General features: G+C 67.7%; 21 protein-coding genes. 12 read left to right on the top strand and 9 right to left on the bottom strand.

Annotation, left to right across the window (positions count from 1 at the left end; translation table 11 throughout):
• The 3 genes from sufD (at window position 1) to ASF34_RS04375 (ending at window position 3320) form a co-directional block, all read left to right on the top strand.
• Entirely contained in the window at window positions 1-1323 is a 1323-nt protein-coding gene (gene sufD / locus ASF34_RS04385) for a Fe-S cluster assembly protein SufD (protein WP_018043445.1), read from the top strand.
• A 360-nt stretch (window positions 1324-1683) separates the two neighbouring features.
• A complete protein-coding gene (locus ASF34_RS04380) occupies window positions 1684-2928 on the top strand; it encodes a cysteine desulfurase (RefSeq protein ID WP_018043447.1) in 1245 nt (414 codons plus the stop codon).
• An 11-nt stretch (window positions 2929-2939) separates the two neighbouring features.
• On the top strand, window positions 2940-3320 hold the full coding sequence (locus ASF34_RS04375) for an SUF system Fe-S cluster assembly protein (protein ID WP_018043448.1): 381 nt from the start codon (window positions 2940-2942) through the stop codon (window positions 3318-3320).
• 6 nt (window positions 3321-3326) lie between these two features.
• On the opposite strand, the gene ASF34_RS04370 is transcribed toward ASF34_RS04375, so the two are convergent.
• Window positions 3327-3920 (bottom strand): Uma2 family endonuclease, encoded by a 594-nt coding sequence (locus tag ASF34_RS04370; RefSeq protein WP_244478891.1) that lies wholly within the window; start codon window positions 3918-3920, stop codon window positions 3327-3329.
• A 158-nt stretch (window positions 3921-4078) separates the two neighbouring features.
• Between ASF34_RS04370 and ASF34_RS04365 the strand changes: the two genes are divergently transcribed.
• On the top strand, window positions 4079-4456 hold the full coding sequence (locus tag ASF34_RS04365) for a HesB/IscA family protein (RefSeq protein ID WP_056159128.1): 378 nt from the start codon (window positions 4079-4081) through the stop codon (window positions 4454-4456).
• A gap of 30 nt (window positions 4457-4486) precedes the next feature.
• On the opposite strand, the gene ASF34_RS04360 is transcribed toward ASF34_RS04365, so the two are convergent.
• Window positions 4487-5554 carry a GGDEF domain-containing protein gene (locus ASF34_RS04360; RefSeq protein ID WP_018043451.1) on the bottom strand — a complete coding sequence of 356 codons (1068 nt, stop codon included), beginning with the start codon at window positions 5552-5554 and terminating at the stop codon, window positions 4487-4489.
• Between the two features lie 108 nt (window positions 5555-5662).
• A complete protein-coding gene (locus ASF34_RS04355) occupies window positions 5663-7243 on the bottom strand; it encodes a DEAD/DEAH box helicase (RefSeq protein ID WP_056159125.1) in 1581 nt (526 codons plus the stop codon).
• Window positions 7244-7564: 321 nt separating this feature from the next.
• Here ASF34_RS04355 and ASF34_RS04350 point away from each other — a divergent pair, with 321 nt between their 5' ends.
• The 6 genes from ASF34_RS04350 to bchE all read left to right on the top strand — a co-directional run bounded on the left by ASF34_RS04350 (window position 7565) and on the right by bchE (window position 13196).
• Complete coding sequence (locus ASF34_RS04350) at window positions 7565-9067, top strand: NCS1 family nucleobase:cation symporter-1 (RefSeq protein WP_056159121.1); 1503 nt, start codon at window positions 7565-7567, stop codon at window positions 9065-9067.
• A gap of 17 nt (window positions 9068-9084) precedes the next feature.
• Window positions 9085-9813 carry an aspartate/glutamate racemase family protein gene (locus ASF34_RS04345; protein WP_056159119.1) on the top strand — a complete coding sequence of 243 codons (729 nt, stop codon included), beginning with the start codon at window positions 9085-9087 and terminating at the stop codon, window positions 9811-9813.
• Between the two features lie 99 nt (window positions 9814-9912).
• Entirely contained in the window at window positions 9913-10524 is a 612-nt protein-coding gene (locus ASF34_RS04340; RefSeq protein WP_056159116.1) for a hypothetical protein, read from the top strand.
• Window positions 10517-10885, top strand: a complete 369-nt coding sequence (locus ASF34_RS04335; RefSeq protein WP_056159114.1) for a transcriptional regulator — start codon at window positions 10517-10519, stop codon at window positions 10883-10885. Before ASF34_RS04340 ends, ASF34_RS04335 begins: the two co-directional genes overlap by 8 nt.
• A 38-nt stretch (window positions 10886-10923) precedes the next feature.
• Complete coding sequence (locus tag ASF34_RS04330) at window positions 10924-11628, top strand: di-trans,poly-cis-decaprenylcistransferase (protein ID WP_056159111.1); 705 nt, start codon at window positions 10924-10926, stop codon at window positions 11626-11628.
• A gap of 29 nt (window positions 11629-11657) precedes the next feature.
• Window positions 11658-13196 carry a magnesium-protoporphyrin IX monomethyl ester anaerobic oxidative cyclase gene (gene bchE, locus ASF34_RS04325; protein WP_056159108.1) on the top strand — a complete coding sequence of 513 codons (1539 nt, stop codon included), beginning with the start codon at window positions 11658-11660 and terminating at the stop codon, window positions 13194-13196.
• A gap of 9 nt (window positions 13197-13205) precedes the next feature.
• On the opposite strand, the gene ASF34_RS04320 is transcribed toward bchE, so the two are convergent.
• Window positions 13206-13403, bottom strand: a complete 198-nt coding sequence (locus ASF34_RS04320) for a hypothetical protein (RefSeq protein WP_043764315.1) — start codon at window positions 13401-13403, stop codon at window positions 13206-13208.
• A 133-nt stretch (window positions 13404-13536) separates the two neighbouring features.
• On the opposite strand from ASF34_RS04320, the gene ASF34_RS04315 reads away from it, so the two are divergent.
• Entirely contained in the window at window positions 13537-15525 is a 1989-nt protein-coding gene (locus tag ASF34_RS04315) for a PhoX family protein (protein ID WP_056159103.1), read from the top strand.
• Window positions 15526-15709: 184 nt separating this feature from the next.
• Window positions 15710-17800, top strand: coding sequence for a DNA topoisomerase IV subunit B (parE, locus tag ASF34_RS04310; RefSeq protein ID WP_244478890.1), 2091 nt, complete (start codon window positions 15710-15712; stop codon window positions 17798-17800).
• A 302-nt stretch (window positions 17801-18102) separates the two neighbouring features.
• On the opposite strand, the gene ASF34_RS04305 is transcribed toward parE, so the two are convergent.
• The 5 genes from ASF34_RS04305 to ASF34_RS04285 all read right to left on the bottom strand — a co-directional run bounded on the left by ASF34_RS04305 (window position 18103) and on the right by ASF34_RS04285 (window position 24261).
• Complete coding sequence (locus ASF34_RS04305) at window positions 18103-18930, bottom strand: outer membrane protein (protein WP_056159099.1); 828 nt, start codon at window positions 18928-18930, stop codon at window positions 18103-18105.
• An 821-nt stretch (window positions 18931-19751) separates the two neighbouring features.
• On the bottom strand, window positions 19752-20552 hold the full coding sequence (locus tag ASF34_RS04300) for a formylmethanofuran dehydrogenase subunit C (RefSeq protein ID WP_056159096.1): 801 nt from the start codon (window positions 20550-20552) through the stop codon (window positions 19752-19754).
• Window positions 20549-21505, bottom strand: coding sequence for a formylmethanofuran--tetrahydromethanopterin N-formyltransferase (gene fhcD / locus ASF34_RS04295; RefSeq protein ID WP_056149327.1), 957 nt, complete (start codon window positions 21503-21505; stop codon window positions 20549-20551). The genes ASF34_RS04300 and fhcD overlap by 4 nt, the downstream gene beginning before the upstream one ends.
• Window positions 21506-21544: 39 nt before the next feature.
• Window positions 21545-23188, bottom strand: coding sequence for a formylmethanofuran dehydrogenase subunit A (locus tag ASF34_RS04290; RefSeq protein ID WP_056159093.1), 1644 nt, complete (start codon window positions 23186-23188; stop codon window positions 21545-21547).
• Window positions 23182-24261, bottom strand: a complete 1080-nt coding sequence (locus ASF34_RS04285) for a hypothetical protein (protein WP_056159090.1) — start codon at window positions 24259-24261, stop codon at window positions 23182-23184. The genes ASF34_RS04290 and ASF34_RS04285 overlap by 7 nt, the downstream gene beginning before the upstream one ends.
• Window positions 24262-24369: the final 108 nt, after the last annotated feature.

Raw genomic sequence — 24369 nt, 5'->3', positions numbered from 1 at the left:
ATGGCCGACATCACCCCCTTGCGCACGGCGGCCGAGACCGGCCTGTCGAAGCTCTTCGAAGCCACGAAGATGAAGTACCCCACGGGCGTGTCCATCGCCCGTGAGGAGGCCTTCCGCTATTTCGAGGCGGTGGGCCTGCCGACCCGCCGCGTCGAGGCGTTCAAATACACCGACCTGCGCTCCGCGTTCCGCGATGCCGCCCACCCGGCCGAGATGCCCTCCGCCGACACCGCCAAGGCGGCTGTCGAAGAGGCGAAGGGCTTCGCGGGGATCGACGCCGTGCGCCTCACCTTCGTCAACGGTCACCTGATCGCCGACCAGTCGGATCTCGGCCGCATCCCGGCCGGCATCACCGTGACGCCGCTCAACGAGGCGCTGACCACCGGGAACGCGCTTCTGGAGAAACTGACCCCCGTTCGTCAGGCCTCCGAGAACCCGATCTACCAGCTCAACACCGCCTTCCTGGCGGACGGCGCGCTGATCAGCGTGGAGGCCGGGGCCAAGGTCGAGACGCCCTTGCACTTGCGCTTCATCGGCACCGGGTCGGAGGCCTATTCCACCGCCACCCGCGTGCTCGTCACGCTGGGGGAGGGCGCGGAAGCGCTGATCCTGGAGAGTCACGAAGGGCCGGACGGCATCGCCTACCAGCCGAACGATGCCATGGACGTGGTGGTGGCCGACAACGCCACCTTCCGGCATGCGCGCCTGAACGCGGAGGGCCGCGAGGCGGTGGCCTTGTCGACCCTGTCCGTCAAGCTTGGCGCCGAGGCTGCGGTGGAGACCGTGAACGTGGTGGTGGGCGCGGTGCTCTCCCGGCATCAGGTCTACCTGAACTTCGCCGGGGCCGATGCCCGCGCGGTGGTGAACGGCGCGGCCATGCTCAACGGCAAGCAACTCTCCGACACCACCTTCCTGGCCGACCATGCCGCCACGGGCGGCGTCAGCCGCGAGCTGTTCAAGACCGTGGTGGATGGCGAAGCCACGGGCGTGTTCCAGGGCAAGATCATCGTCCAGCAGGCGGCCCAGCAGACCGACGGCAAGATGATGTCGGCCTGTCTCATCCTGTCCGACGAGGGCCAGATGATGAACAAGCCCGAACTGGAGATCTTCGCCGACGACGTCGCCTGTGGCCACGGTGCTACCTGCGGCGCACTCGACGACGACCTGCTGTTCTACCTGATGCAGCGCGGGCTGCCGAAGGCCCAGGCCGAGAGCCTGCTGGTCCAGGCCTTCCTCGGGGCGGCCATCGAGTCGGTCAGCCACGAGGGCGCCCGCGAGGCACTGATCGGCACGATCGAGGCGTGGCTCGCGGCGCGGGCCTGACAAAACCCTCCCCCCTCTGCGGGGGAGGGTGGTCGCGGAGCGACCGGGAGAGGGGACGACGTTTCTAGATTGGGCGCTCCCGTCATCCGACCCGCTTCGCGGGCCACCTTCTCCCGCAGAGGGGAGAAGGACCGCGTAAGACGCTGAAGGGGTACGATCGATGGATCAGGCGCCGAAGCTGAACGAAATCTCGCCTCGCTTCCCGAAAGACCTCGTCCTTAGCAACCTCGGTTTGGTGATGGACACGGTCGAACACGCCATCCAACGGCAGTGCTGCCCCTCTCCCGCCTCGCTCCGCGAGGCACCCTCCCCCGCAGAGGGGGGAGGGTCGTGGGCCTCCAACGCCCAACAGGTATCGCCATGAACGCACCCGTCCCGAACACCCCCTACGACGTCCAGGCGATCCGGGCCGAGTTCCCGATCCTGGCCCAGAAGGTCTATGGCCGGCCGCTGGTCTATCTCGACAACGCGGCCTCGTCGCAGAAGCCGCGCGCGGTGATCGACGCCATGGTGAACTGCATGGAGACCGGCTACGCCAACGTCCATCGCGGGCTGCATTTCATGGCGAATGCCGCGACCGAGGGGTTCGAGGGCGCGCGCGAGACCACGCGGCAGTTCCTCAACGCCGAGTCCACCGACGAGATCATCTTCACCCGCAACGCCACCGAGGCCTACAACCTCGTGGCCTCGTCCATGGGGTTGCTCGGCCAGATCGGGGAGGGGGACGAGATCATCCTCTCGATCATGGAGCACCATTCCAACATCGTACCCTGGCACTTTTTGCGTGAGCGCAGAGGAGCCGTCATCAAGTGGGCGCCGGTGGACGACGCGGGCAATTTCCTCGTCGACGAGTACGAAAAACTGTTCACGCCGCGCACCAGGATGGTGGCGATCACCCACATGTCCAACGTGCTCGGCACGGTGACGCCGGCGGCCGAGATCGTCCGCATCGCCCACGCTCACGGCGTGCCGGTGCTTCTGGATGGCGCCCAGAGCGCGGTCCACCAGGAGATCGACGTGAAGGCGCTCGATTGCGACTTCTTCGTCTTCACCGGCCACAAGGTCTACGGCCCCACCGGGATCGGCGTGCTCTACGGCAAGAAGGAATGGCTGGAGCGCCTGCCTCCCTACCAGGGCGGCGGCGAAATGATCCGGACCGTCTCGCAGGACACGATCACCTATAACGACCCGCCGCACCGGTTCGAGGCCGGAACGCCGGCGATCATCGAGGCGGTGGGCCTCGGCGCGGCGCTGGAATTCATGATGACCCTCGGGCGCGAGAGAATCGCGGCGCACGAGGCCTCGCTGCTCGCCTACGCGCAGGAGCGCCTCGGAGCCATGAATTCCGTGCGGATGATCGGCACCGCGAAGGGCAAGGGCGGGGTCATCGCCTTCGAGATGAAAGGCGCGCATGCCCACGACATCGCCACCGTGATCGACCGCTACGGCGTCGCGATCCGGGCCGGCACCCATTGCGCCATGCCGCTCCTCACACGATTTGGTGCGACCTCCACCTGTCGCGCCTCGTTCGGCCTGTATAATACCCATGCGGAAGTGGACGCCCTCGCCGAGGCACTGGCCAAGGCCGAGATGATGTTCGCCTGAGGATCCACACCATGAGCGACTCGACCATCACCGGCGGAGCCAACACCCCCGCCATCGCCAGCGATTCGGCGATCCCGCCCGAAGAGCTCGACCGGCTGACCGACGCCATCGTCGCCGCTTTGAAGAGCGTCTACGATCCCGAGATCCCGGCCGACATCTACGAGCTCGGCCTGATCTACAAGGTCGACATCGCCGACGACCGTACGGTCGCCATCGACATGACGCTGACGGCGCCCGGCTGTCCCGTGGCCGGCGAGATGCCGGGCTGGGTCGAGACGGCGGTCGCCGCCGTGCCGGGCATCCAATCCTGCAGCGTCACGATGGTATTCGATCCGCCGTGGGACCAGAGCCGGATGTCGGACGAAGCCCGCGTCGCCCTCGACATGTGGTAGCACGCCTCAGTTGATCGGTGCCTCGCGGTGCGGGGCAAACGTCATGCTGTCGTAGACATCCGTCATCCGCAGCCTTGCCGCGATGATCGGCAGATCGATGGTGTCGTCGATCGCCTCGAAGGCTTGTGTCATCCATGCCTCGCCGTCGCGCCGATACAAGGTCGCGCTGGGCCACCGGGTCTCCACGAGCAGGATGTAGGCGATCGTCGGATGACGCTTGTACTCCTCCAGCTTCCGGAAGCGATCGATGGTGCTCGTCGAGGGTGACAATACCTCGACGACAAGTCTGGGTGTCCGGCTCTCGTAGCTGTCCAAGATGAGATCGCCGCATTCCACGGTCACGTCAGGCCGGCGCAAGGTCGAGATCCCCGTGCGCAGGCCGATATCGTCCGTCGTCGGCCGACACCCCGTTCCGCGAAGCTGGCCGTGGAGAGCGGCAATGATGTTCACGGTGACGCGGTCGTGCTGCGCACTGGCACCCGTCATCATTTTCACGTGCGGGACCGGCACGCCATCGACGAGTTCGTAGAGAAAATCCTGGCGTTGCTGCCAATCAAAGAATTCTTCTACGCTCATCAGGCGTCGTGCCGTCTGTGCCATGAAATCCGTCCTCGGCCGCCCGGGATGATAGCATAATCCGAAGACCGCCGGCTGGTGCCTCATGACGACAGTGGACCGCGGCCTCCGCCATCCTTATCTTAACGACGTACCATCATCCTCAACCGCCCGGGCCTTGAACCCGGCTGCCGGAGAGACCCATGCTCAAGAGTTTCAAGGTCCTGTCCCTCACCGACGCAGCGGCGGACCGGATCAAGGCCATCATCGCCGATGCCGAGAAGCCCATCGCCGGCCTGAGGGTCGGTGTGAAGAACGGCGGCTGCGCCGGCATGTCCTACACGATGGAATATGCCGAAGGGCGCAACCCCGGCGAGGATATGGTGGAGGATCGCGGGGTGACGGTGTTCGTCGACCCGAAGGCGCTCCTGTTCCTCCTCGGCACGGAAATGGACTTCAAGACGACGAAGCTGTCGTCCCAGTTCGTGTTCAACAACCCGAACCAGACCTCGTCCTGCGGCTGCGGCGAGTCCGTCGCGATCACGCCGGCCAATCCCGAAACGCTCCGCGCATCGGCCTGAAGCGAGAGCGGTCCCAGCTCGCGGAGGCGCTCACGCCACGGCCGTGAGCGTCTCCAACGCGACGCGGGAATCGTCCACGGTCCGGTTGCGGCCGTCGCGCTTGGCCATGAACATGCACTGGTCGGCGCGTTCGAGGAGGGACACGGCAGTGTCGCCCGGGCGCGACGTGGCGACCCCGAGGGAGATCGTCACTTTGCCGAGGGACTCTCCCGTGGTCCGCTTCACCAGTTCACGGCCCATCACGCTGGCACGGACCTTCTCGCCGATGGCGACGGCCGCGGCACGGTTGGTCTCGGGCAGGAGAATCCCGAATTCCTCACCGCCGAAACGGGCGAGGGTGACACGAGCCTTGAGATGCTCGCGCATGACGATGGCCACGAGCCGGAGCACCTGATCGCCCGTGAGGTGGCCGTAGACGTCGTTGAAGCGCTTGAAGAAATCGACGTCGATGACGATCAGGCTGGAGGGGATCGCCTGGCTGGCGGCGCCGTCGACCATCTTGCGCAGGCTTTCCTCGAAGTGCTTGCGGTTGGACAGTCCGGTGAGGGGATCGGTGAGGCTCTCCAGCCGCGTCGCTTCCAGGGTCTCGCGCAGGGTCTCGATCTCGTTGCGGCTTTCCCGCATGCGCGCTTCGAGGGTCCGGTTGCTGGCGGTGATTTCCCGGGTGGTCGAGACCAGGGTCGTGATGATCTCGCGGACGCGGGCGCGGTTCTGGTCGGATACGTCGAGGTCGTGCGACAGGGCCTGAAGCGACTCGCCGTATTGGGCCGTCGAACCCAGAGAGAGGTCCATCACCTCCATGATGCCCTCGATCTCGGCCAGCATGTTCGCGTTCATCCGCTCAGTGGCGGCGACGAGGCGGCGGCTGTCGATATAGGTCTCGTAGAGGGAATCGATATCGGCATCCGAAAGGCTGCCGTTCTCGGTGGTCAGCCCCTTGATCGCGTCGTTCATCAGCGGCTGCGTGCCCGACACGTAGGTGTACCAGACGGCATAGGCCTGGGGCGTCGCCGAGGAACCGTAGTCACGCATCAGGACGTTGGCGCGGTCGGCCAGAGCGAAGGTTCTCTCCCTGTCACCGTAGCTTCCGTGACTCATCGACCCCGCTCGCCCCCTGATCCGGCATCGATGGCCGGGGAGCGCAAGCTAGCAGATGGATGGTGGAGAGCCCGTTAAAGTATCGGGAACAGTTTGCGGACCCGCGCGTTACTTCGCCTTTTTGATAACGACCGGACGCAGAAGGAAGGCGGGCACATGCTCGCCCAGGCCCAGCGGCGTGTCACCCTCTTCGTCGTCCCGGCGGCGGGGTGAGGGACGGCGTTCGTCGCGGCTACGGTCGGGGGCGGCCCTGCGCGGATCCGGGGTGCGCTGCTCCTGCGGAGGACGCGACGGCTCACGCCGGCGCGGGGCCTCACGCGGCGTATCGGCGACGTCCTCGTGAGCGGGGGGGGCAGCGACGGCGGCCTCGGCCCGTGCGGGCTCGGAACGCCGGGCGGGCGGGCGCTCACGGGACGACGAGCGCCGTCCCTCGGGCTTGGCCGCCTCGGAGCGACCGCCTTCGCCGCCGCGCGAGCGCCGCGCGGCATCGCCACTGCGTCCGCGGTGGCGGGTCCGGGTCTCCCCCTCTTCGACGACATCCACCGACGGCTCGGCCAGGGTGCCGAGATCGCCCTCCGCCCAGGGAATCGGCTGGCCGATCAGGCTCTCGATGGCGGTCACCGAGCGCTCGTCGGAGCGGGTCACCAGGGTGAAGGCATGGCCGGCACGACCCGCGCGGCCGGTGCGGCCGATGCGGTGGACGTAGTCCTCCGGATGATGCGGCACGTCGAAATTGAAGACGTGGCTCACCGCCGGGATGTCGAGGCCGCGGGCCGCGACGTCGCTTGCCACCAGCAACGGAACCTCGCCGGAGCGGAAGCCGTCGAGGGCGATCGTGCGGGCGCGCTGATCCATGTCCCCGTGCAGGGCCGCCACGTTGAAGCCGTGGCTCGCCAGCGACTTCTGCAGCAGCGCGACGTCGCGCTTGCGGTTGCAGAAGATGATGCCGTTGTTGAGGTCGGCCTCCCCGCGGATGAGCCGGCGCAGGAGGTCGCGCTTCTCGTGGCCCTCCGAGCCGGCAGCCACCAGCTTCTGTACGATCGTGGTTGCGGTGGAGGCCGGACGTGCCACCTCGATCCGCTGCGGGTTGTGCAGGAAAACGTCCGCCAGCCGCTCGATCTCCGGCGGCATCGTGGCGGAGAAGAACAGGGTCTGGCGCGTGAACGGCACCATCTTCACGATGCGCTCGATGTCGGGGATGAAGCCCATGTCGAGCATCCGGTCGGCCTCGTCGATGACGAGGAGCTCGACGCCGGTGAGCAAGAGCTTGCCGCGCTCGAAATGGTCGAGCAGGCGACCGGGCGTCGCGATCAGCACGTCGGCGCCGCGCATCAGCTTGGCATCCTGCTCGGCGAAGGAGACGCCGCCGATGATCAGGGCCACGTTGAGCTTGTGGTTCAGGCCGTAGCGATCGAAATTCTCGACCACCTGGGCCGCGAGTTCGCGGGTCGGCTCCAGGATCAGCGTGCGCGGCATGCGCGCGCGCGCCCGGCCGTTCTCCAGCAGGGTGAGCATCGGAAGGGTGAAGGCGGCGGTCTTGCCGGTCCCGGTCTGGGCGATGCCGAGCACGTCGCGACGCGCCAGAACATGCGGGATGGCTTGAGCCTGGATCGGCGTCGGGTCCGTGTAGCCCGCGGCCGTGACGGCCTGGAGGACCTTGTCGCTCAATCCGAGGTCGGCAAAAGACATATGCTGATGTGAACCGTTGCGCGCGGGAACTCGTACGGGTCCGCGCGGAGAAGATCGTCGTGAACCAGGCTTCGAGGTCCGTTCGAAAAAGATCGTTCGAACACTAGACCAGCCGCGCACACGCGTTGCGGGACACTTAGAGCCTTGAGGTGTCTTGTCAATCGACCACTCGCCGAGCACCCTCGCTTATCCGGTGCATACCGCACCCTACGGGATATCGGCCGAGTGAGCGGGAGTACTGCCAAGCTGGCACACGCCCTGCTTGGGCCGACGCCCATCGGACATGGGCTTCGGCCCTCTCGACGAAGGAGGACCGGGCTCATGTCACACAGCGCATCGATCACCGAACCGGCCGCGTCCGGAGGCGCCGTCCCCACATCCCATGCCGACGTGGTGATCAAGCCCGGCTACGACGACCGCCTCACCAACGAGGATCTGGCCCCCCTCAGGAAGCAGACCTGGGGCACCTACAATTTCTTCGCCTTCTGGATGTCGGACGTCCACAGCGTCGGCGGCTACATCACCGCGGGCAGCCTGTTCTCCCTCGGCCTCGTGAGCTGGCAGGTGCTGGTCTCGCTGCTCGTCGGCATCCTCATCGTGCAATTCTTCTGCAACCTCGTGGCCAAGCCGAGCCAGGTCACGGGCACGCCTTATCCGGTGATCTGCCGGGCCTCCTTCGGCGTGAAGGGCGCCAACATCCCCGCCATCATCCGGGGCCTCATCGCGGTCGCCTGGTACGGCATCCAGACCTACCTCGCCTCCAGCGCCTTCATGATCGTGGCCTTGCGCTTCTATCCGGAGCTGAAACCCTATGCCGACGTAACCCAGTTCGGCTTCGCCGGCCTGTCCAGCCTCGGCTGGGCGGCCTTCATGGCGCTCTGGGTGATCCAGGCCCTCGTGTTCTGGCGCGGCATGGAGGCGATCCGCAAGTTCATCGATTGGGCCGGCCCCGCCGTCTACGTGGTGATGATCGCCCTGGCGATCTACCTCGTGGCCAAGGCCGGCGTGTCGAATGTCGGCCTCACGCTGGGCGAGGTGAAGTACCAGGGCTGGGACGCCCTGCCGGTGATGATCAACGCGGTCGCCCTGGTCGTCTCGTACTTCTCCGGGCCGATGTTGAATTTCGGCGATTTCTCACGCTACGGAAAGTCGTTCCCGGCGGTGAAGGCCGGCAATTTCTGGGGCCTGCCGGTGAACTTCATCGGCTTCTCGCTGCTCACCGTCATCACCACCTCGTCGACACTCCCGGTCTTCGGCCATCTCATCATCGATCCGGTGGAGACGGTGAGCAAGATCGACAACACCTACGCGGTGGTGCTCGGCGCCTTCACCTTCATGACGGCGACGATCGGCATCAACATCGTGGCCAACTTCGTCTCGCCGGCCTTCGACTTCTCGAACGTGGCGCCGCAGCACATCAGCTGGCGCATGGGCGGCATGATCGCGGCCGTGGCCTCGATCTTCATCACCCCGTGGAACCTCTACAACAACCCGGCCGTGATCCATTACACGCTCGACATCCTCGGCGCGTTCATCGGCCCGCTCTTCGGCATCCTGATCGCCGACTTCTTCATGGTACGGAAGCAGCACGTGGTGGTGGACGACCTCTACACGATGAGCCCGACGGGCACGTATTGGTACGATGGCGGCTACAACCGCGCCGCCATCTACAGCGTCATTCCCTCCGCCCTGGTGCCGGTGCTCTGCGCCGTCATCCCGGCCCTGGGGAGTCTGGCGAATTTCAGCTGGTTCATCGGCGTGGCCCTGGGCTTCTCGATCTATCTCGTCCTGATGCGTAAGACGGCGGTCGCGGCCAAGGCCTGACCGGAGATCGATTCCCTTTGCGCATCCTGCTGATCAACCCCAACACGACCGACTCCGTCACCGACCTCGTCACCCGGCATGCACGGCGGGTGGCGGGCGACGCCGCCGAATTCGTGCCGGTCACCGGGCGCTTCGGCGCCCGCTACATCACCAGCCGGGCCGCGTCGGCGATCGCGGCCCATGCCGCCCTCGACGCGCTGGCCGAGCACGCGGAGGGCTGCGACGCGGTCTATCTCGCCTGTTTCGGCGATCCGGGGCTCGGGGCGCTTCGCGAGATCTCCCCCCTTCCGGTGGTGGGAATGGCGGAAGCCTCCTGCCTTGCCGCCACCGCGCGGGGAGGGCGCTTCGCCATCGTCACCGGAGGTGCCCTTTGGGGGCCGATGCTGGAGGAGTTCGTGGCGGGGATCGGCCTGTCCGACAAACTCGCCGCCATCCGCACCATCGCCCCCACGGGAGACCGCATCGCGCGAGATCCCGAGGCGGCCCTGGCGGATCTGGCTGCCGCCTGCACCACCTGCGCCCTCCGCGACGGGGCGGACGTGGTGATCCTCGGCGGGGCAGCGCTCGCCGGCCTCGCCGAGCGCATCCAGCCGCAGGTTCCGGTGCCCGTCCTGTGCTCGGTGGAAGTGGGCACCCGCGCGGTCCTCGCCGCCGCGATCTGCGGCTTGCCGCCGGGGCAGCCGGCACCGTCCATCGAGAGCATCGGCCTGTCGCCCACCCTGGCCGAGCGACTGGCGCAGGATTGAAGGAAACCCGCGGCCGATGACCCCGCGTGCCGGAAGGCACTTGCGGGCGGCCGCCGGATCGGCTTACTTTGCGATACAAAGTTGATCCGGGAGCATCGGATGTCCGATCTCGACAAGGCCCTGGCCGATATCGTAGCGATCCGCGCGCAGCTCGCCCGCGGCGACGCCTTCTGCGGGTTCGGCCCTTCCGCCATCGCCGCCACGGGCGTCCTCGCCCTCGGCACCGCCCTGGCGCAGCATGCCTGGCTCGACGACCCGACCGGGCAGCCGCTGCTGTTCCTCGGCGGCTGGATCGCCACCGCCCTGGCCTCCGCCGGCCTCATCGGCGCCGAGATGTCGGCTCGCTCCAGGCGCGACCATGCGGGGCTCACCGACACGGCGATCGTGAACGCGGTGGAGCAATTCCTGCCGGCGGGCGCGGCGGGCGCCCTGCTCGCCCTGGTCCTGGTGCGGGTCTCGCCGGAAAGCCTCTGGATGCTGCCCGGCCTGTGGCAGGTGCTCGTCAGCCTCGGGCTCTTCGCCTCGGTGCGGTCCCTGCCGAAGGGCGTCGCGCTGCCCGGCGCCTGGTACATGGTGGCAGGCCTCGCCGTGCTGATGCTGGCCAGTACCGACCATGCCCTCTCGCCCTGGACCATGGGCCTGCCCTTCGCCATCGGCCAGTTCCTCATGGCCGCGATCCTCTACCGTGCCCGGGAGGAGACCGATGCCTGAGGCACCTTTCGCTTATGACGGCCTCGACCGGGTCATCCACGAGAAGGCCCGGCTCGGCCTCCTCACCTCGCTGATGGCGGCCCCGAAGGGCCTCGCCTTCGGCGACCTGAAACAGCTCTGCGGCCTCACCGACGGCAATCTCAGCCGCCACCTCCAGGTGCTGCAGGAGGCCGGCCTCGTGGAAATCCGCAAAGCTCATGGCACGGGCCGGGGCGGTACGCGGCCGCTGACCACCTGCCACCTGACGCAGGCCGGGCGCACGCGTTTCCTCGACTACCTCGCCGTCCTCGAACAGGTGGTCCGGGACGCTGCCAAGGCCGCCGAAACCGCGAACCTCCCCCTCGTCGCCCGACCGGCCTGACGCCCGAAATCCGTCTTTTTTTGCCAGGGAACTTTGTAATGCAAAGCGAACAGACACCCGGCCTGCATGTCGGGATCATCATGGATGGCAACGGGCGCTGGGCCTCGGCGCGCGGCCTGCCCCGCGCGCTCGGCCACAAGGAAGGTGTCGAGGCGATCCGCCGGGTCGTCGAGGCGGCGCCGAAGCAGGGAATCGGCACCCTCACCCTCTACGCCTTCTCCTGCGACAACTGGCGTCGGCCGGAAGCGGAGGTCTCCGCCCTGATGGGGCTCCTGCGGCTCTACCTCCGCAACGAGGTCTCCCGATTGGTGGAGAACGGCGTGCGACTCAGCGTGATCGGCCGGCGCGACCGTCTGCCCGAGGGCCTCGCCGCCGCCATAGGCCGCGCGGAAGCCGCGACCTTCGCCGGGAAGGCGCTGCACCTCCGGATCGCCGTCGATTATTCCGCCCGCGACGCCATCCTCGCCGCCGCGCTCGCCAGCGATCCCGGCATCACCCGCACTGCCTTCTCGGCCCTGGTGACGGGCGATGCCTGCGTGCCCGAGGTGGATCTCGTGATCCGCACCAGCGGCGAGCAGCGGCTCTCCGATTTCCTGCTCTGGGAGAGCGCCTACGCCGAACTCCACTTCACGCGCCGCCACTGGCCGGATTTCAGCGCCGCCGACCTCGAAGAGGCGCTTGCCGCCTACCGGTGCCGCGACCGGCGATTCGGCGGATTGGATGCCACGTCCGCCGCCGCCTGAGGGGATCGAGACAGGAGAAAGGGAAAGCCATGCGCATCGTCCTCGTCAACGTACCCCACCCGGCCATCGGCAGCCGCATTCCCGACGACCATCTCCCGCCCCTGGGGCTTCTCGCCATCGGCGGCCCCCTCATCGACGACGGGCACGAGGTGCGCCTGATCGACGGGGAGTTCGGCCCGATGGACCCGGACGCCATCGTCGCGGAGGCCCTGGCCTTCCGTCCCGATGCCGTCCTGTTTGGGCATTCCGGCTCGACCTCGGGCCATCCGGTCATCGCCGACATCGCATCTCGACTGGCGAGCGCCCGGCCGGGTCTCCCCATCGTCTATGGCGGTGTGTTTCCGACCTATCACTGGCGCGAGATCCTGAGGGACGAGCCCTACGTCACCGCCATCGTGCGCGGGGAGGGCGAGGAGACGGCGCGCCGCCTGATGGCTGCGCTCTCGGCGGGATCGCCCCTCGCCTCCGTGCCGGGCATCGCCTTTCGCAGCGGCGACGGTCCTCATGCCACGCAGGCCGCGCCGGTGATCCGCGACCTCGACGTCTACCGCGTCGGCTGGGAACTCATCGACCATGCCCGCTACAGCTATTGGGGCGGCCTGAGAGCCGTCGTCGTGCAGTTCTCGCGCGGCTGTCCGCATCTCTGCAATTACTGCGGCCAGCGTGGCTTCTGGACCCGCTGGCGTCATCGCGACCCGGTCAAGTTCGCCAGGGAACTGGCCCGGCTCCATCGCGACCAAGGGGTGCGGGTCATCAACTTCGCCGACGAGAACCCCACCGTCTCGAAGAAGGCGTGGCGGGTCTTCCTCGAAACGCTGATCGCGGAGAATGTCGACCTCATCCTGGTGGGCTCGACCCGCGCCGACGACATCGTGCGCGACGCCGACATCCTGCATCTCTACAAGCGCGCCGGCTGGGCGCGCTTCCTCCTCGGGCTGGAAAGCACCGACGAGGCGACCCTCGCGCGCATCAGGAAGGGCGGCGCCACCACCACGGACCGCGAGGCGATCCGCCTTCTTCGCCGCCATGGCATCCTCTCCATGGCGACCTGGGTCGTCGGGTTCGAGGAAGAAACGGACCGGGATTACTGGCGCGGCCTGCGCCAGCTCCTGTCCTACGATCCCGACCAGATCCAGATGCTCTACGTGACGCCCCATCGCTGGACGCCGTATTTCAGCATCGCCGCGAATCGGCGGGTGATCCAGACCGATCGTCGCCGCTGGGACTACAAGCATCAGGTGCTGGCGACCCGGCACATGGCGCCGTGGCGGGTGCTGCTGTGGTTCAAGTTCATCGAGGTGGCGGTCCAGGCTCGCCCGCGTGCACTCGCACGCGTCCTGTTCCATCGCGACGCGGGACTACGCCACGCCATGCGCTGGTACACGCGGATGGGGCGTCGGGTATGGCCCTATGAGATCAGGAACTTCCTGCGCGACCCGTTGGTGAAGAACGGGCCGAGCGTTGCAGAATTCTGGGGGGACCCACAGGACGGCGAGGAAGAATCCATGGTCGTCGTCAACGCGGAACGGCGTCCCGAAGCCGCGAGGCCCCGCGCCGATGCGGCGTGACGGTCGACCTCAGATGAAGACGAAGAAGATACCGAAGCTGGCGATGAACCCCGCCAGCGATACGGCCGAGAGGGCCAGAAACCTGGACGATGCGACCGCGCCCTCATCCTGCCCATCCTCGATTGGCGAGAAGGCGCGGCCTGCCGCCTGCGATGCGCGAATGAGATCGTCGTGGCGCACCATGCTCAAGGCTGCGGACGGCGCCATGTCGCTCTCCCATAGATACATTCTATGTGTGCTAACGCACAAACTCAGGGTTGGTTCCGGAACGCCGGCGTCATCCGCCCGCCATGTCGCGCGCCTAACTCGAACTCGATCCATTCCAAGGAACGAGTTCACCATGACCGAGCCGCTGCGCACTCGCTCGCAGGCCGCCGAAGACGGCGAGGATGCCGGTTCGAATCCGAGCCGGAACGCCACCTTCGGCGACGTGGTCGCCGCCCGGTTCGACCGGCGCGACCTGCTGCGCGGCCTTCTTGGGGTCGGCGCCATCGCGGCGGTGGTGACGCCCCGCGCGCTCGCCGCCGGCCCGGCCGCGGCGGCGCAGGGACAGGCGACGCCGTTCCCGTTCACGGAGATCGAGGCGGGATCGGACGCACACCATCACGTGGCCGAGGGGCACGATGCCGACATCCTGATCCGCTGGGGCGATCCGGTCCTGCCCGGGGCGCCCGCCTTCGACCCGCTCAACCAGAGCGCCGCGGCCCAGGCCCGGCAATTCGGCTACAACAACGACTTCGTCGGCTATTTCCCGATGCCCGGCGCCGCCGATCCGGCCGCGCATGGCCTTCTCGTGGTCAACCACGAATACACCAACGAGGAACTGATGTTTCCCGGCCTCGGCCGCCAGGACATCAAGACCGTGGCCTTCAAGGGCATGAATCGCGACCTCGTCGACATCGAGATGGCCGCCCATGGCGGCTCGGTGATCGAGGTGAAGCGTAACGACGGCAAATGGGCCGTGGTGCCGGGGTCGCGATACGCCCGCCGCATCACCGTCGAGACGCCGATGGCCCTCTCCGGGCCGGCCGCCGGCTCCGATCGGCTGAAGACCACCGACGACCCGTCCGGCCGCGCGGTGAAGGGCATGATCAACAATTGCGCCGGCGGCACCACACCCTGGGGGACGTGGCTCACCTGCGAGGAGAACATCAACTATTACTTCTCCGGCACCCTCGCAGAGGGGTCGGCCGAGGCGACCAACCACAAGCGTCTCGGCCTGCCCGGCAACGCCTATGCCTGGGGCCGCTTCCACGAGCGGTTCGACCTCTCCAAGGAACCGAACGAACCCAATCGCTTCGGCTGGGTGGTGGAGATCGACCCGTTCGATCCCGCCTCCGTCCCGACGAAGCGCACCGCCATGGGCCGGTTCAAGCACGAGGGCGCCGCCGGCATCGTCTCGAAGAGTGGTCGGTACGTCGTCTACCAGGGCGACGACGAACGTTTCGACTACGTCTACAAGTTCGTGACCGACGCGGCCGTGAACCTCTCCGACCGGGCGGCCAACCGCGACATCCTCGATTCCGGCACGCTGCACGTCGCCCGGTTCGATGCCGACGGGCGCGGGGCCTGGATGCCCCTGGTGTTCGGACAGGGTCCGCTGACACCCGAAAACGGGTTCACCGCCCAGGCCGACGTGCTCATCGAGGCCCGGCGCGCCAGCGACCTCCTGGGAGCCACCAAGATGGACCGTCCGGAGGATGTCGAGGCCAACCCGAAGACCGGCAAGGTCTACGTGATGCTGACCAACAACGGGAAGCGCAAGGCAGGCGACGTGAACGCCGCCAACCCGCGGCCCGACAACCGCTTCGGCCACATCGTCGAACTGACCCCGGACAACGGCGACCACGCGGCCTCGGGCTTCGCCTGGGAAATCCTCGTCAAGTGCGGCGATCCCTCCATCGCGGCGGTCGGCGCCACCTTCTCCTCGGCGACGACGAAGGACGGCTGGTTCGGCATGCCGGACAACTGCTCGGTGGACGGGCAGGGACGGCTCTGGGTCGCCACCGACGGGAACTCGCCGTCGAAGACGGGGCGAAACGACGGCATCTGGGCGATGGAGACGGAAGGGCAGGGACGGGGCACGGGCAAGCATTTCTTCAGGGTGCCGAACGGCGCCGAAATGTGCGGCCCCTACTTCACCCCCGACGACACCACGTTCTTCGTCGCCGTACAGCATCCCGGCGAGGCCGACGAGGAAGATCCGAAGGCCATGCCCGCCACCTTCGAGGCGCCCTCCACCCGCTGGCCGGATTTCATCGACGGAATGCCGCCCCGCCCCGCCATCGTCGCGATCACCAGGCGTGGAGGTGGCCGGGTCGGAAGCTGACGGGGCGACGCGATCGCCCCCTGCGGCCAAGGGGGGGCAGGCGTGGCCGAGCCCGCCGCTTCCGGTACCCCGGCGACACAGCATTAACGGAATCGGCGCAAGCTGCGCAGGAACACCGGGAGAGCGGCTGCCGAAGAGGGCGGCATCGCTTCACGTTTCCGTTTCGTTCCTGTATGGTTGGCCCATGACTCAGCGCGAGACCTCACGTCAGGCCGTTCCGGCCCCCGCCGGCGGCCGGCCGAGCGACCTGTTCGCGGGTGGTCAAGCGTCCGTGCGCGGCGCGAAGGCCGCTTCGGCGGCGCGCGCTCCCCTCGACAGAGCACCGGTCGATGCGGCGGAAGCCGGCTATGACGCCTCGTCGATCGAGGTGCTGGAAGGCCTGGAGCCGGTCCGGCGCCGGCCGGGCATGTATATCGGCGGCACCGACGAGCGCGCCCTGCATCACCTCTTCGCGGAAGTGATCGACAATTCCATGGACGAGGCGGTGGCCGGCCATGCCAGCTACATCGAGGTGGAGCTGGAGGAGACCGGCCACCTCGTCATCACCGACAATGGCCGCGGCATCCCGGTGGATCCGCACCCAAAATTTCCGGGCAAATCCGCCCTCGAAGTGATCATGACCACGCTGCATGCGGGCGGCAAGTTCGACTCGAAGGTCTACGAGACCTCCGGCGGCCTGCACGGTGTCGGCATCTCCGTGGTCAACGCCCTCTCCGACATCCTCGAAGTCGAGGTGGCCCGAAGCCAGGTCCTCTATCGCCAGACCTTTTCGCGGGGCCATGTCCAGGGTCCGCTGGAAACCGTCGGCCGGGTGCAGAACCGGCGCGGCACGCGGGTGCGCTTCCACCCCGATGCGCAGATCTTCGGGGCGCTGAAGTTCGATCCGCGCCGGCTGTTCAAGATGGCGCGCTCCAAGGCCTACCTGTTCGGCGGCGTCGAGATCCGCTGGCGCTGTGCCCCCGCCCTGCTGGAGGGCATCGCCGACGTGCCGGCCGAGACGGTGCACCGCTTCCCCGGCGGCCTGCGCGACTATCTCGCCCGCGACCTCGACGGCAAGGAGCTCGTCACCGACGCGGTCTTCGCCGGCAAGGTGACGAAGCCCGGCGGCCACGGCTCCCTCGAATGGGCCGTCGCCTGGATGGTGGTGGAAGACGGGGTCTCGCACTCCTACTGCAACACGATTCCCACCGCCGAGGGCGGCACCCACGAGAGCGGCCTGCGCGTGGCCCTGCTGCGCGCCCTGCGCGAGCATGCCGAGCGCGTCGGCCAGGCCAAGCGGATGACCTCGGTCACCACCGACGACGTAATGGCGACCTGCGCCTCGATGCTCTCGGTCTTCATCCGCGAGCCGGAATTCCAAGGCCAGACCAAGGACAAGCTCGCCACGGTGGAAGCCTCGCGCATCGTCGAGACGGCGATCCGCGACGCGTTCGACCACTGGCTCGCCGCCTCCCCGGCCCAGGCCAACAAGCTCCTCGACTGGGTGATCGACCGGGCCGAGGAGCGCCTGCGCCGACGCCAGGAGAAGGAGGTCGCGCGCAAATCCGCGACTCGCAAGCTGCGCCTTCCCGGCAAGCTCGCCGATTGCTCCAAGGCGGGTACGGCGGGCTCGGAGATCTTCATCGTCGAGGGCGATTCCGCCGGCGGCTCGGCCAAGCAGGCGCGCGACCGCGCCAGCCAGGCGATCCTGCCCCTGCGCGGCAAGATCCTCAACGTGGCCTCGGCCAGCCGTGACAAGATGGGCGCCAACCAGCTCATCTCCGACCTGACCCAGGCGCTCGGTTGCGGCACGGGTAACGGCTACAAGGGCGAAGACCTCCGCTACGAGAAGGTCATCATCATGACCGACGCGGATGTCGACGGCGCCCACATCGCCTCGCTGCTGATCACCTTCTTCTACCGGCAGATGCCCAAGCTCATCGACAAGGGCCATCTCTACCTGGCGATCCCGCCGCTCTACCGGCTCACCCACGGCGCCAAGACGGTCTATGCCCGTGACGACGCCGACAAGGAGCGGGTGATCAAGACCGTCTTCAAGGGCGGCAAGGTGGAGATCAGCCGCTTCAAGGGCCTGGGCGAGATGATGCCGGCGCAGTTGAAGGAGACCACGATGGACCCCAAGAAGCGCACGCTCCTGCGCGTCGCGGTCCTCGACGAGGCGCGGGACTCCACCGGCGATGCCGTGGAGCGGCTGATGGGCAACAAGCCGGAAGCCCGCTTCGCCTTCATCTCCGAGCGTGCCGCCTTCGCCGACGAGGCAACACTCGACATCTAAGGACAGGCGGGGCGCGAGGCCGACCTGTCCAGGCCGGCCCCCTCTCGCCGGAGGGGTAGAGCCCCGGCGGAGCCCGAGGCTACGAGGTGTACCACCTCCGCTCTCGAGCCACGGGCGGGGCATATCCGGTCACGACCTCTGAACCACTCTCCGTTTGCGCTCTGGGCGTCCGTACGGAAAGAGTGATTTGCGAGAGAGGTCTGTCAACGCAAAAAACCCGGCCTCGCGGCCGGGTTTTTCACGTCGACGATCCCGATGCCGCGCAATCCTCGATGAGGACCGCGCGACGATCATGGACGATCCTAGTAGGTGCCGAACTTGTAGTTCAGGCCGGCGCGGACGACGGCGAACTCGTCGTCGCGACGACCGGTGCTGATCGAGCGCACAACCGAGTTGTCGGTGGTGTCGATGATGAAGGCGCCCTGATTGCGGTTGCCGCGATCGAGGTTCACGTACAGGCCTTCGACCTTCAGCGTCACAGCGGAAGCGCGGAAGAAGTTGAAGAACGACTCGGTCGGGAGAGCGTATTCGATACCACCGCCGACAGCGTAGCCGGTGCGGAAGTCGTCGTTGCCCTTGAAGCCGCCGAAGCTACGCTCGGTGCTGCCAGCGCCGTAGGCGAAACCGCCGGTGCCGTACACGAGGGTGCGGTCGAAGGCGTAGCCGAGGCGACCGCGGACGGTGCCGAAGAAGTCGAGGCTGGAGAGGCCGCGCGGGTCGTTGATGGCGAAGCCCGGAGCAGCGGCAACACCAGAGTCACGACGCTTGGCGCCGAAATCGAGGTACTGGGCATCGGCTTCGATACCGACGACCACACCCGAGCCCGGGGTGAACTGGTAGTTGTAGCCGATCTGCGCGCCGCCGGAGAAGCCGTCCTGGCTATCCTTGCTGAAGGTGGCGATCTGGGGGGTGCCGACGGCGGTGAAGCGGCTCGGCACGGCGAAGGAGTTCGGGCCTTCCTTGCCGGTGTCGAAAGCGTAACCGGCGTTGATACCGGCGTAGAAGCCCGTCCACGTGAAGACCGGGACCGGGACGAAGACCGGCGGGGCGGCGCGACGGGGAAGGTCGGCGGCCGAAGCGACAGCAGTCAGGCCGGCGAGAACGGTCGTAGCGAGAAGCAGTCTTTTCATTGTGTGTCTGGTCCTGATGGGCATTAAGCCTAGGTGCTTGTAGGCTCGGACGGGCGTGAGGTCTGTCGCATTCCTGCAACAACATCCATCGAATACAGCGGCACCCGTCAACGAAGGGTAAAGGTTAGGCGCAAGTGAGAAACGAGAGGCCAGTGACGTGCTCTGGCGCACTTCCGGTGCCTTTCCTGCTCACCTCGCGGCTGATCCAGATCACACTGCTGTGACGACCGGTTTTCACTTCCCGCAAGCATTTATTAAGCGGAACAATTCTGCATCATGCGAATTAGGAACAGCTTTTTGTCCCCGCTTGCGATGCGAAGATGACCCGTCTGGTGCGCGACGCATCGGCGTCGGTCCATCGGCAAGGCTCGGCAAGCAAATGCAGGCAACAGAAGGTTAAGCACGCCCGACGATTCCGTGGTCGCGCGTCCGAAGCCGGCATTCAGCCCGCTGCGGCATTTGCAGCCCCGTCGCGGCGGAATCCATCCTGGTGATCCGGCCGCTGGCTCGAGGCGAGACCGAGACATTCGGGTAGCAAGGCAACACCGCAATACGGCCGCTCCACCAAGGTCCGACTTGTCCTGACAGTGATCGGTCTTGGCCTTGGGTGCTTGGCCGTCGCGGGCCTTACCCGGGCCGACTGTGCTCGGAGTTTGGCGGGAGCGCCCGGTGAACCGACGGCGACGCCCATCCCTCGCGGGAGGCGGCAGGTCTTCGGGCAATGCCCGGCGGGCAACCTCGATCGAAGCCATGCCCCTGAAGGCTTCGGGGATCGTCTCCCCGACGGGGGGCGTGCCGCCGCCGGGGAGAAATCGAAGGGCCTATCGCCCGGCCGTGACCCAGAGCTCACCCTTGCCGAGGGTGGCGAGATCGCCAGAATAGCGCTTGAGCGCACCCGCGGCGAGGTCGGCATGGGCAGGGCTGAGGGCACGCAGGGACCGGGCGAGCAGCCGCAGGAACACGAGATCGTGCGTTCCCGTCTCGGCGAAACTCGGGCTCAGGGCACCGTGTCCGCCGGCGAGGATCGTCCCGCGCCGCATGCCGTAGCCCGGATGGTCGCCCACCGAGAGGGCCGCGATCGTGCCCGCGATCATCCGCGATCCGGCATGGGCGCCGGCGGATCCGACTAGGATCAGACCGCGCCGCATGCGGTCGCCGAGATAATCGCCGGCCGATCCGCGGATCACCAGCGTGGCGCCGTCGAGCCCCGCCTTGGCGGCATAGACCGCACCGCCCGCATGATCGCCGGCATCGCCCTCGATGGTGATCGTGCCGCCCTTGGCGCCCGATCCGGCATAAGGCCCGGCCGATCCCGTGACCGTCACCGATCCCGACGCCATACCGGCGCCGAGGCGCTGACCGACATCGCCGACGACGCGGATCGAGCCGCCACTGAGCGAGGCACCGACACTGTCGAAGCGGGACGAACCGCCTTCGATGGTCAGGCTGTCGGAGCCGTCGAGGCTGATGGAGAAGACGTCACCCAGCGTCAGGCCGCGTCGACTGGTGCCGATGGGGAGCCGGGCCGCTTCGGCCTCGGAGAGGCCGCTCAGCGAGAGCGGAGTCACGTGGAGAAAATCGAGCCGCTCCGGCGGCTCCTGGCGCAGGGTGAGGGTGCTCATGCCGCTCCAGCCTCGCTCGCCGGCTCCTTCGAGAGCAGGTCCTTCAGGTGATAATGGTGGCGGCCGAGATTGCCGCCGTAATTGCCCGCCGTCACCGCCACGAGCCCGTGCGCGGCACCGGCTTCGGTGGAGGCGTGGAGCGCCGCGCGCATGGATTCGGCCACCGAGCGCGAGGTGAGCCCGTCGATGACGATCTCGAGCACCACGCCGACCTCGGCCGCGAGTTCCGAGCCGGCACGGCCCTTGAGGGTCGGGCAATAGGCGTCGTTGGTGGAGGCCATCATGCCCTTGGTGCGCGCGCCGACCTTCGAGCCGGAGCGGACGATGCCGCCGGGGAAGGGCAGGATCACGTCGGCCACCGAGCGAGCGGCATCCACGGCGATCTCCGCGACCTTGAGGGTCTCGGCATGGTTGCGCCCGAGGAACAGCAGGTTGCCGCCGCCCACCGCGCCATCCACCGCGCGGACAAAATCCTCGCACAGGAACTCGCCGTCCATCACGGGGACGCGCCAATAGCGCCGCGCCTTGCCGGTGACGGGATCGGTCAGGCGCTTGGCCACGGCGAAGCCGTCACCGAAGTAGCGGATCGCGCCACCGAGCTTGATCTTGTGCGGCCCGTCGACGCCCGCATAGCAGGCCGTGCCGGGGCAGGTGAGGATGCACTGGCCGACGCGCTTCAGGAGCTGGTCCTTGAGGCCGTTCGGCTCGAAGCCGAACAGCAGCACCCGCACACCGGGGCGGCCGTCGGGCGTCTCCTCCGGCGAAAGTTCGCAATCGATCCCGGCCTCGGCGCCGCAGCCGATCACCGAGGTCGCGAACCCGGTCATCGTGACGGCGGCGATCATCGCCCATTTGGCGGTGTCGTTGGTGATGATCAGCGCCGTGCCGGCGACGTCGAACGCCTCGGCGAAGGTGTCGATCACCGGGATGCCGTTGAGGGTCAGGTCAGTCATGCTCGGTCACCGTACCCACGCGAGGCGTCGTCATCATTCTCACGCTCGACATGCCACGTCCTCGAACACATCGCTCACGGGGAAGGCCTCGTCCGGCACGGTGAAGCTGTCGAGACCGGCACCGAAACGGGCATCGAGATAAGCGTCGGTGCGCGTCTCCATCGCCTTGTCGGATTCCACCGTCAGTTCCAGGGTATGGCCCGCGCGCCAATCGACGATCTCGCCATCCTCGACGATGACGTGGCCGTCCTTGAGCACCAGTTTGGCGCGGGCGAACATCGCGGTCCGGTTCTTGTCATCACGGTAGATCGCGACGTCGGCGCGCGCGCCCTCGCGCAGGTGGCCGCGATCGGCGAGGCCGAGGAGCTTGGCCGGGCCGGAGCGCGTCAGCTGGGCGATCTCGGAGAAGGTGTATTCTCGCTCGATGCCGCAGAGGCCCGAGCGCTCGGCGATGACCTTGTGCAGGGAGGATATCTCGCGGTCGCGCTCCTCCTTGTCCATCAGCAGATGGATGATCCGCGGATATTCGGTGAAGGGGCCGCCATTGGGGTGGTCGGTGGTGAGGATGGTGCGCTCGGGGTCGCCCGAGAGCAGCATCAGTTCGAGGCCGATCGCCCATTGCAGGGAGCTCACAGGGCCGCGCGGCTTGTAGAGGAACGGCACGATGCCGCCGCCTTCCGCGTCGCCCGCCGTGATGATCCACTTCTTCGGGTTCGCACCCTTGCGGCCGGCGAACTGGCGGATGACGTCGAGCGAGATCGTCACCGTCTGGCCGAAGGCGACCTGACCCACGTCGAAGGTGGCGTTGGGGTGTTTCTCCATCGCCTCCGTGATGCGCTCGGCCGCCGAACGGAAGCCGCCGGTGCCGGGATTGGCCGGATCGACCGCGCCGTAGGCGTAGAACTGCGCATGGGCGAAGTGGATGCGCCGGCCTTCCGCCGCCTCCATCGTCGCCACGAAGGAATCGTCGGCGCCGGGAATGCCGAGGTTGTTGGCATGGACATGCAGCGGATGTGGCACGCCGATCTCCTCCACCGCATCGAGGAGGGCGTTCATGATCTTGCGGGTGGAGAGGCCGTAGACCGGGATCTCCTCGTCGAGGCTGAGGTTGAGCATCCCGTCCTTGAAGGCCGAGGCGCCGCCCGCGTTGATGCACTTGACGCCGAGACCGCGCGAGGTCGCCACCGACAGGGCGACGAGGTCCCGCACCGCCGCCTTGCCCTCGCGCTGGCGCAGCAAGTCGAGGAGCTGGTCGTCGTTGCCCATCACCGTAAGGGCGCCGCGGTCGAGCAGGGGGATGTCGGCGAGTTCGAGTTGGGTCGCCAGCGCGTTCGTCGGCGGCATCGCCGGCTCGACGGCGATGGTATAGCCCATCCGCGCGTAGTTCGCGCCGATCCAGGCGGCCGAGCCGCCGGCATGGGCGAAGGGATGGCCCTCGGGCGCGGCTTCGCTGACATAGAGGTCGGGCAGGAGCAGGCGGCTCATCACCACGTTGCCGCCGGCGATGTGCGAATGCACCTCGACGCCGCCCGCCATCACGACGCAGCCGGAGGCGTCGATGGTCTTGTCGGGCGCGCGCTCGGACGGGGCCACGACGCGGCCGTCCTCGATCCAGACGTCGCCGACGCCGTCGCGGCCGGCGGTGGGATCGACGACCCGGCCGCCCTGGATCAGGATCAGCATGAGGCGCCCTTCTTCTGCGTGAGGCGATTCTGGATGGCGGCGAGCACGCCGGCCGCAGTCAGGTCGGCCGGCTGGCCAACCGGAGGTGAATAGGTGATCGCCGCACGGCGTTCGTTCCACAGGGCGCCACCTGCGGTCTCGCCGGGCACGCCCACTGAAATGACGATCTCGGCGACGTCGCCCGTGGCATCGGGGCTTCCTTCACCGACGATGGCGATGGAGGGCAGAGCGGCGAGCCAGTCAGGGCGCGGAGCGGGGAGGGAGGCGAGCCAGAGCGCGGCATCGGCCTCGCCGGCGGCCACCTGGCGCGCGCTGTCGAACCGCCAGGGATCATGCTCGGGCAGGTCACGGCCAAAGCCGACCCGCGGCGGCTGGCCGGTGGTCCATGAGGCGAGCTGGGTCACGGCGCGGCCCTGGAACCCATCCGAGACGGAGAGCGCGAAGAAGCGCGTCAGATCGTTGAGATCGCGCACCAGCCCCTGCAGCATCTCGACGCCGAGATCGCCGAGTTCGGCGGCATCGTAGAGGACGACACCGTACTGGGCCGTCGTCAGGCGCCGGCCGAGATCGGCATAGGCCGCCTCGCCGGCGAGGTTGCCCTTCACGTAGGCGCGCAGATGCGCCACCGAGACGGCGAGACCGCCGGCCGCGGCCGGATAGGAGACGTGCCGTGTGGCGCCGTCGCCGGGGCCACCGAGGGAGAGCAGCGTGCGCTCGGAACCGGCGGCGCGACCGCGCACCGGCGCGGAAGCGGCGATCTCCTGCACGATCGGCCTGTCCCACGGGCGCAGACCGACGATCAGCACCGCATCGGCCCGGCCGATCGCCTCGGCCGGCGTGGTGTTGAGATTGCCGAACTGGCTGAGGGGGCCGAGCTCCGCATAGAGGCCGTCGCCACCGACGGGATCGACGGAGGCACCGATGAGTCCGGCCAGATGATAGGCCGCCCGCACCGCGCTCGTATCCGCACTCAATCCCGTGACGATCGGAGTCTTCGCTGCGGCGAGGAGCGTGGCGGCGGCCTCCACCGCTGCGCTCACGTCCGCCGCACCACCCTTTACCCAGGCAGCCATGCCTACACCTTGGAGAACGAGGGCCCGGCACGCGCTGTGTTCAGCGTCGCACACGGCGGGACTGCGCCAGTCCATTCCTAGTGGGCCGGCACGTTTGCATCGCGGAGG

It is taken from the genome of Methylobacterium sp. Leaf106 (assembly GCF_001422895.1).
GTDB lineage: Bacteria > Pseudomonadota > Alphaproteobacteria > Rhizobiales > Beijerinckiaceae > Methylobacterium > Methylobacterium bullatum.
The sequence above is the reverse complement of the archived record's forward strand: the minus strand, read 5'-3'. Positions and strand labels throughout refer to the sequence as shown.

What these genes read in the sequence shown, in the direction of transcription:
- ASF34_RS04360 (WP_018043451.1), bottom strand. Translation starts at nt 5,554, where the DNA reads ATGAGTCACGGAAGCTACGGTGACAGGGAGAGAACCTTCGCTCTGGCC.
- ASF34_RS04375 (WP_018043448.1), top strand. Translation starts at nt 2,940, where the DNA reads ATGAGCGACTCGACCATCACCGGCGGAGCCAACACCCCCGCCATCGCC.
- ASF34_RS04365 (WP_056159128.1), top strand. Translation starts at nt 4,079, where the DNA reads ATGCTCAAGAGTTTCAAGGTCCTGTCCCTCACCGACGCAGCGGCGGAC.
- fhcD (WP_056149327.1), bottom strand. Translation starts at nt 21,505, where the DNA reads ATGACTGACCTGACCCTCAACGGCATCCCGGTGATCGACACCTTCGCC.
- ASF34_RS04300 (WP_056159096.1), bottom strand. Translation starts at nt 20,552, where the DNA reads ATGAGCACCCTCACCCTGCGCCAGGAGCCGCCGGAGCGGCTCGATTTT.
- ASF34_RS04370 (WP_244478891.1), bottom strand. Translation starts at nt 3,920, where the DNA reads ATGGCACAGACGGCACGACGCCTGATGAGCGTAGAAGAATTCTTTGAT.
- ASF34_RS04305 (WP_056159099.1), bottom strand. Translation starts at nt 18,930, where the DNA reads ATGAAAAGACTGCTTCTCGCTACGACCGTTCTCGCCGGCCTGACTGCT.
- ASF34_RS04340 (WP_056159116.1), top strand. Translation starts at nt 9,913, where the DNA reads ATGTCCGATCTCGACAAGGCCCTGGCCGATATCGTAGCGATCCGCGCG.
- ASF34_RS04350 (WP_056159121.1), top strand. Translation starts at nt 7,565, where the DNA reads ATGTCACACAGCGCATCGATCACCGAACCGGCCGCGTCCGGAGGCGCC.
- ASF34_RS04335 (WP_056159114.1), top strand. Translation starts at nt 10,517, where the DNA reads ATGCCTGAGGCACCTTTCGCTTATGACGGCCTCGACCGGGTCATCCAC.
- bchE (WP_056159108.1), top strand. Translation starts at nt 11,658, where the DNA reads ATGCGCATCGTCCTCGTCAACGTACCCCACCCGGCCATCGGCAGCCGC.
- ASF34_RS04380 (WP_018043447.1), top strand. Translation starts at nt 1,684, where the DNA reads ATGAACGCACCCGTCCCGAACACCCCCTACGACGTCCAGGCGATCCGG.
- ASF34_RS04355 (WP_056159125.1), bottom strand. Translation starts at nt 7,243, where the DNA reads ATGTCTTTTGCCGACCTCGGATTGAGCGACAAGGTCCTCCAGGCCGTC.
- ASF34_RS04320 (WP_043764315.1), bottom strand. Translation starts at nt 13,403, where the DNA reads ATGGCGCCGTCCGCAGCCTTGAGCATGGTGCGCCACGACGATCTCATT.
- ASF34_RS04285 (WP_056159090.1), bottom strand. Translation starts at nt 24,261, where the DNA reads ATGGCTGCCTGGGTAAAGGGTGGTGCGGCGGACGTGAGCGCAGCGGTG.
- sufD (WP_018043445.1), top strand. Translation starts at nt 1, where the DNA reads ATGGCCGACATCACCCCCTTGCGCACGGCGGCCGAGACCGGCCTGTCG.
- ASF34_RS04290 (WP_056159093.1), bottom strand. Translation starts at nt 23,188, where the DNA reads ATGCTGATCCTGATCCAGGGCGGCCGGGTCGTCGATCCCACCGCCGGC.
- ASF34_RS04330 (WP_056159111.1), top strand. Translation starts at nt 10,924, where the DNA reads ATGCAAAGCGAACAGACACCCGGCCTGCATGTCGGGATCATCATGGAT.
- ASF34_RS04315 (WP_056159103.1), top strand. Translation starts at nt 13,537, where the DNA reads ATGACCGAGCCGCTGCGCACTCGCTCGCAGGCCGCCGAAGACGGCGAG.
- parE (WP_244478890.1), top strand. Translation starts at nt 15,710, where the DNA reads ATGACTCAGCGCGAGACCTCACGTCAGGCCGTTCCGGCCCCCGCCGGC.